Raw genomic sequence first — 6,882 nt, forward strand, 5'->3', positions numbered from 1 at the left:
CCACCTCCGCAGCCATTTATTGGTGTGGTCTACAGAGGATTAAGTCTTTTTAGAGGGGAAAATCCCTAGAACCCCATTGTGATACTTGGTAATCATTCCCCCCACGAAATTTATTGCCATTAACTGAAGTAATAGCACGTTTTAACTGATGGTATGCTTCACCTCTGTTCAAGGCTTGCTGGACGTAATGACGCAACGTTGAATTATCAACATACTCCAAAACATAAATAGATTTAATTAAACGGTCGTACTCATGCAATGCTGACAATCTTCGGCTCTTGCCGTTACTCAACTTTCTAATGATTGTGCTTTGAGTGGTGGTTTTACGACTCAATGAACAAACAATATGCTGAATATTGTCCCATTCTTCAGCAATTAGCTTATGATTAATATCTTTCTTTAATTGAATACGGCCTCCGTTCTCTTCAGTCACTTCAAATAGCTCAAAAAACACCTTTTTCATTTTCGCGTATCGAGGGGCGAATGTGTAACCAAAGAAATCTAATATAGCGAAGTTAACATTATTGGTACCATGCGTATCGGTCGATAAGGTATTAGGCTGTATATCTGAAGAGTTGTTATAGAGTAAGTCAAAAGCAAAGTGACCTTCATATTCGTTAGCGCCAATGACTTGCGTACTCACCGGAACATGACGTGGTCAACCAAAATTGACCAACCCAGTTAAGCTACTTTTTTCAATTTCTTCATGTCCGCCTCATATTGATTTGAAATTTCCATACTTTATCTAATTCATGTTTTTCTAAATTAGCTAAAATGCAACTCAGAAATGTCCAGAAGTGAGTTGTGTGGTGTCGAGTGGAGATTGTACGATTAAGCCCCTAAGTAATTAGTCCGTCAGTCTCCCTCGGTAATCAAATTAGTACATCTTAGCGATCAAATTGGTAAAAAATTAGACATGTAGATGAATGCCCACCTTAAAAAATAGACAGCGGGTTGGGCTGGGTGATTTTTCTGGTGTTAGACGCCAGCAACCCATGCGGCAGAATGGTTGCTCACTTACTCGTCTATTTTTAGCGGGAATTCTTAGCCAACTGTACGCGCTGTATGCAGATTTAAGCAGTCGAGTGATGCGCACTTTGGAGGAGATGGCACCACGAGTAGAGGTTTACTCTATTGACGAAGCGTTTTTGGATTTAACCGGTATTGAGTCTGCCATATCTCTTGTCGAGTTCGGACAACAAGTGCGAGAGCGCATAGGCCACTGGATTGGGATCACCGTCTGTGTAGGCATTGCACCGACTAAAACACTCGCCAAACTGGCTAACCATGCCGCCAAAAAATATCCAGCTACTCAGGGGGTTGTAGACCTGACCAATCCAGATCGGCAACGTCGATTGCTCGCATTAGTCCCGGTTGATGATGTTTGGGGCGTTGGTAGACGGCTTTCTAAGCGTTTAAATGCGTTGGGTATCACCACAGCCTTAGATCTCGCCAATGCCTCTCCTAGAGCCATCAGAGACCAGTTTTCAGAGGTTTTAGAAAGAACCGTCAGAGAGCTCAATGGTGAGTCGTGCATTGAACTTGAAGAGATCCCGCCAACTAAGAAGCAAATCGTCTGTAGCCGTTCATTTGGCGTAAAAGTGACGCACTTTGAATTTTTAAGTGAAGCCGTATGCGAATACGCAACCCGCGCCACTGAGAAACTTCGCAAAGAACAGCAGCAAGCCAAAGTGCTGACCGTGTTCATACGTACCAGCCCCTTTAAGGACAACGAGCCGCAGTACAGCAACTCTGCATCGGGTGAATTGCTAATCCCCAGTTGCGACACGCGGGATTTTATCGAGCTGGCCAATCACTTACTCAAGCGGATATGGAAGGATGGTTTTCGTTATGCCAAAGCGGGCGTCATGCTGTCTGACTTTTACGATCCTGGCATGTTTCAACCAGGACTATTCGATGACGTATCGACCCGCTCTAATAGCCAGCAGCTAATGTCTGTATTGGACACCATTAACCAAAGCGGTGCCGGAAAGGTTTTCTTTGCTGGACAAGGACTCAAGAAAGATTGGTCGATGAAGCGAGAGCATTTGTCTCCCGCTTATACAACACGCTGGGACCAGTTACCGCGAGTGAAGTAGCGCAGTTGACTCAATACGCATTCACTCTGCGACGCAGCATGTTGAGCTTATCAACCTGGCGTCGAATATCACTGAAGAATTCCTCTTTCTCCATGGCCAGCGCTAGCTCCCATTCTTTGGCCAAACCTTGGCAGTCTAAAAATGCGTATCTCAGCTTCGTCTTTGAGATACGCAGCCCCTTGCTAAAGACCACGCGTTTGCCTCGTTGACCGTGAAAACTGTTGATATACCACTCTATGCCAAAGCCATACTTAAAGTCTCTGATACGGACACCAAGCAGACCCCAGTCTTTAAAGGGCTCATTCTCTCGAACCTTGTAATGGGTAACCCAAAAGTCATCAACTTCAGCTCGTGCCAGCGCTTTTAGCCTGTCCGTTTCTTGCTGAAGTAAATCTGATACATCTGCTTTCCATTGTTCATTGACGATTTCTACCAAACCAATTTCCCCATCCAATTAACCCCTAAAGCCAAAACCACTATCCGTTTGGCTTTTGGATCGAAACGCCAAACGTAAAACTGCCGTCACAATCACTGTTTGGCGTCTCGATATAAATCGACTCGCTCAATCCCATACCCGACAAGGGATACAGGCTGATTTCACTTAAAAACACCTAAAAAGACGTATCGCCATGAAGATACAAACCGTTTGGCAAGTTCAGGCCAGAATGCAAACGACGTTTGGCGTCTCAATTTTTTTGGCTAGGTCACCAGCCGCCAAACAGAGCCTATTCTCATACTTTTGCAAAAATGCAATAGGCAGATAGATGAAAGGATTTGTCACCTTTCTGCCCACCGCCAGTGCACCGAATCCTGATAATGACATTTGAGTAAACCGCCAGAGCACTTGGAAATGCCCAAGCGTGAACAGCGCGGTTGATTGAAAACCGTTAGAGCACTTTGAGTGCACAGGAGATAAGTATGTTTGTACTAGGCGTAGATATCGGTTACTCAAACCTGAAGCTGGCAATTGGCCAATCAGGTAGTGAACCGAAAACCATTATTCTACCTGCGGGTGCCGGTCCAGCGGATCGTATGCCGGAGCGTATCGGTGGAGGCGATGATGAAACTTGTTTGTATGTCTCTGTCGATAATGAGCGCTGGGCCGCTGGTGTTCCTGCTGGACGCCTTCAAGGCTGGGAACGAGAGCTTCACCCGGAATATCCCACCACAAAAACCTATAAGGCACTTTTTCATGCCGCCTTGTTAATGGCTGAAACAGAATCCATCGATTTGGTTGTCACTGGATTACCGGTTTCCCAGTTTCATGAACCACAACGTAAGTCTGACCTTGTGCAGCGTTTAAAAGGTGTCCATCAAGTGACGCCTAAGCGCAGCATCACCGTTCATGACGTCAAAGTACTACCACAGCCTGCCGGTGCCTATATGGATCTGGTTCAAACGGGTGGTGATCTGGGCTTGATTGAAGAAGGTCGTGTCGTCGTCATTGATCCCGGCTTCTTTTCTGTTGATTGGGTTGCCCTTGAGGCCGGAGAAATTCGCTACAGCTCATCAGGAACCAGTCTTCAGGCAATGTCCGTGCTACTGGAAACCATCGATAAGCTGATTTCGGAAGATCATGGTGCCAAAGTCGGAATGGATCGACTTGAAAAAGCCATGAGAACCGGCGACTTACAGGTCCTGCTATTTGGAGAAAAAGTCGATATTTCACCTTATCTGAATGCTGCCATGAAAAAGGTAGCGCCTGTTGCTCTTACAGCCATGCGTCAATCCATGCGTGACGAAAGCATTAATGCGGACTTGGTATTGATCGCCGGAGGTGGAGCCTTGGCTTATAAGGAAGCGGCCAAGGAGATTTTTTCACGAAGCAAGATCATCGTGCCTGAGCAGTCTGTTTTGGCGAACGTCCGAGGCTTCTGGTTTTATGGGGCATGATCATGAGAGTTGTCGTCAACATTCCCCCAGGGAGCCACCCAGAACTACTCAAAGAATTGGAAAAGACGCCACCACGGGAACGCGCTGAGCGTCTGCGGATGCTGGCAACCTTTGGGTTAATTCAAATGAGCCAACCCAATCTATCCACGACATCTGTACCGGTGGATGGCCTTGCACCAGATGGTGAAGTTACTTCTATGAGTACAGCGCCAGAACCCAAAGCAGAAACACGTAAACAATCATTAAAATCAAAACTAGGGCTGGGCTTATAACATGGCGTTATCAGTTAGCTGGCTCGATGCCAGGTTAAATAAAGAAGCAAAAGAAACCGTAGTAAAAGCCGACCGAGATGGGCTAAGTGCTCGGGTATCGCCCAAGGGCAAAATTGTTTTTCAGTTTCGTTATCGGTTCGATGGCAAGCAACAGCGGGTAGACATAGGTACTTACCCCCTTATGAAGCTGGCTGAAGCCAGGAATGAGCTGGATAGGTTAAGGGCAGTACTTGATCAAGGCCGAAACCCCAAGCTTTACCTACAGCAGGAACGGGCTAAGTATTCTGCTAATCAAAGCTTCGAATCGATTTTTCGAGACTGGATAGACTCTGCCGGTAAGCAAGGGCTAAAGGAGAAAACGTGGCACTACCAAAAACGCAGCAGTGAAATATATTTGCTGCCCCGACTTGGCAAGTATCCATTAACTGACATCACTGAATTGTCCTTGCGAAACTGTCTTCGTGAGGTTTCGGAATCGTCTCCGTCAAACACAGAGCGCCTAGTGTCTGTACTGCATAAGTTCTATGACTGGCTGATTGATGAACAAATTTTGGAAATTAACGCTGCCGCTGGGATCACAGCAAAAAAGGTTGGCGGTAAAAAAGGAAAACGAACTCGGGTGCTAAATGACAACGAGATCAGGATACTTTGGCGCTATTTGCATGAGTCAAAAATCACTGAGAAGAATCGCATCTACATAAAACTGCTTCTCTTATTGGGAGGGCGCAAGGGCGAACTCATTCAAGCTGAAAAGCATCACTTTGACTTGCAATCTGCAATGTGGACAGTGCCCATAGAGATCCGCAAACAAGGTGAGAAAATTGGAGCGCCGATCATGCGGCCATTGATTAAGCCAGCTATTGAGCTGATTGAACTGGCGATGCAGATGAGCAAATCAACTTACTTGTTTCCCGCGAACGGACAAGAAGAGCTTGCCACAAATGGCTTTGATACCACTATTCCTAACAATGTGAAAATCTGGGCTCGCAGATCGCTTGGTATTGAGATGGAACACTGGTCTATGCATGATCTTCGCAGAACGATGCGAACGCGAATGTCTGCCATCACGACGCAAGAAGTTGCCGAGTTGATGATTGGCCACAGCAAAAAAGGGCTGGATGCTATCTACAACCAATATCAGTACCTGGACGAAATGCGTCATGCTTACGACGTTTGGTATCAACAACTAGAAACCATCATCGAGCCGACAGGCTTTCCATTCAACTGGCGTTTCGGACAATAAGGGGTAGCTGAATTAAGGAAGAGACTGAGCTAGTACAAATGACCGAGTCAAGTAGTGCATTTGGCTCGGTTTAGATTAGTTGTTTTTCCAGTTACAAAAAAACAACTTATCGAATAATTATTATAAGTCTCACGACGCCTCAGAGAGAGGTATTTGCAATTCATCCACAAGGGTTTGCTTAGATTTATACTCTAGCTCGCTTCTCTTTATTTTTAGCTTTTGTAATAAAGCACTATGAGTCACCTCGAAATCATTAAAAATTGTAGACCAACTTTTAACGTATACTCGAATTCTTTCATCCGCCCCGGAAACAAGGCCCGCGCCGCCCTTACCAGCAAGGTCTTTCAACCGCCTTGTAATTTGAGTATCATTCTGGGAGATTTTAGTTCCAACAAGAACAACATCAAATCTCATTCTCTCATCATTAAAGGCAGGATGCTTATCAAGTACCTCAGCATAACGTTCAGCTTGAGCTAAATGTTTCTTATTCAATGCTACACTTGGTCTTTTTATTTCAATGATCGTACATTTAATAAATTCTTCTTGTGTAGAATGATCAATTGTGACCATTTTGCGTGCAAGAAACAAATCTACTTGGCCTTTTGCCCCCTCTATGGTAGCGCCTTCAATAAGATCACTGGTACTGATATCGTCCCCATCCAATATTTCAATATCTGAATTCCGAAGATTTCTAGCTGTATTAGAAAAGTCATCCTCTTCGGCACCTATAGTTGTGTACTGAGGGCCAAACAACCATGTATTAGCCTCAATAATACCTTGTAAGTCTGGTGTTTCTAGAACTTCTTTAGCGTGCTCTTTAAAAAGGTACTTCATTTTCTGTACGACTAGATCTCGCTTATGAATGTGTCCAATCGTGCTAATTATATAATCAAGTTTAGATTTACTTATTTGAGATGCAAATTCATCCATTTGCTCCTTATTTAAGTCTAAAACGCCTTCCAATATATCTATCAAACTATCATTTTCACTTGATGTAGATAGCCTATCAAGCAAACCGATTATAATTTTTGTTTGCTTAGCCTTTAGCCCATTAAAAGCTGCTGGATCAGCAACGCAGATACTAGTTACTAATTTCTTCGTATGTGCAATTCTAAAGGAACGATCTTCGTCAGACTCCCAATTGTAAACAGGAAAATATCCTTTTTCTTCGAAAGAATCGACAAGCTGAACAGCTCTTTCTCTAAGGAACCCCTGATAAATCTCGGCTGTTTTGTTGCGCAGTTCTTTTAGCAGCATAGCTAAAACTTTATTCCCATCACTCTTTTCACTAATGAAGATGTAACCACCCCTTAAAATAATACAGCTCAAACGTAGAATTTTCTTTAAAATAACCTAAGAGGATTTTACACATGAG

6 protein-coding genes and 1 pseudogene are annotated in these 6,882 nt (G+C 44.3%); 4 read left to right on the forward strand and 3 right to left on the reverse strand.

The genetic code is table 11. The features are described 5' to 3' along the window. Nucleotides 1–49: 49 nt before the first annotated feature. Nucleotides 50–643, reverse strand: coding sequence for a Tn3 family transposase (locus R7Z49_RS22815; RefSeq protein ID WP_000107352.1), 594 nt, complete (start codon nt 641–643; stop codon nt 50–52). Between the two features lie 283 nt (nt 644–926). Between R7Z49_RS22815 and umuC the strand changes: the two genes are divergently transcribed. After that, entirely contained in the window at nt 927–2,099 is a 1,173-nt protein-coding gene (umuC, locus tag R7Z49_RS22820) for a translesion error-prone DNA polymerase V subunit UmuC (RefSeq protein ID WP_001142610.1), read from the forward strand. 10 nt (nt 2,100–2,109) lie between these two features. Here umuC and mobI read toward each other — a convergent pair whose 3' ends face one another. Beyond that, the gene (gene mobI / locus R7Z49_RS22825) at nt 2,110–2,553 is read right to left on the reverse strand and encodes a conjugative transfer protein MobI(A/C) (protein ID WP_000348524.1); all 444 of its coding nucleotides are present in this window, start codon (nt 2,551–2,553) and stop codon (nt 2,110–2,112) included. A gap of 464 nt (nt 2,554–3,017) precedes the next feature. On the opposite strand from mobI, the gene R7Z49_RS22830 reads away from it, so the two are divergent. Genes R7Z49_RS22830 through R7Z49_RS22840 form a run of 3 tightly spaced genes read left to right on the forward strand, consistent with a single transcriptional unit; the run spans nt 3,018 to nt 5,507 of the window. Then, nucleotides 3,018–3,992, forward strand: coding sequence for a ParM/StbA family protein (locus tag R7Z49_RS22830; RefSeq protein ID WP_000497807.1), 975 nt, complete (start codon nt 3,018–3,020; stop codon nt 3,990–3,992). Nucleotides 3,993–3,994: 2 nt separating this feature from the next. Then, nucleotides 3,995–4,264: a hypothetical protein gene (locus R7Z49_RS22835; protein WP_001995600.1), complete on the forward strand. Its 270-nt coding sequence runs from the start codon at nt 3,995–3,997 to the stop codon at nt 4,262–4,264. Nucleotide 4,265: 1 nt separating this feature from the next. Beyond that, nucleotides 4,266–5,507: a tyrosine-type recombinase/integrase gene (locus R7Z49_RS22840; protein WP_001218618.1), complete on the forward strand. Its 1,242-nt coding sequence runs from the start codon at nt 4,266–4,268 to the stop codon at nt 5,505–5,507. 129 nt (nt 5,508–5,636) lie between these two features. On the opposite strand, the pseudogene R7Z49_RS22845 reads toward R7Z49_RS22840, so the two are convergent. After that, a pseudogene (locus R7Z49_RS22845) lies at nt 5,637–6,806 on the reverse strand (DNA mismatch repair protein); the annotation flags it as partial. Between the last annotated feature and the right edge of the window lie 76 nt (nt 6,807–6,882).

This window comes from Vibrio sp. 1562, assembly GCF_033340155.1.
GTDB classification, from domain to species: Bacteria; Pseudomonadota; Gammaproteobacteria; order Enterobacterales; family Vibrionaceae; genus Vibrio; species Vibrio alginolyticus.

What these genes read in the sequence shown, in the direction of transcription:
- R7Z49_RS22840 (WP_001218618.1), top strand. Translation starts at nt 4,266, where the DNA reads ATGGCGTTATCAGTTAGCTGGCTCGATGCCAGGTTAAATAAAGAAGCA.
- R7Z49_RS22830 (WP_000497807.1), top strand. Translation starts at nt 3,018, where the DNA reads ATGTTTGTACTAGGCGTAGATATCGGTTACTCAAACCTGAAGCTGGCA.
- R7Z49_RS22835 (WP_001995600.1), top strand. Translation starts at nt 3,995, where the DNA reads ATGAGAGTTGTCGTCAACATTCCCCCAGGGAGCCACCCAGAACTACTC.
- umuC (WP_001142610.1), top strand. Translation starts at nt 927, where the DNA reads ATGCCCACCTTAAAAAATAGACAGCGGGTTGGGCTGGGTGATTTTTCT.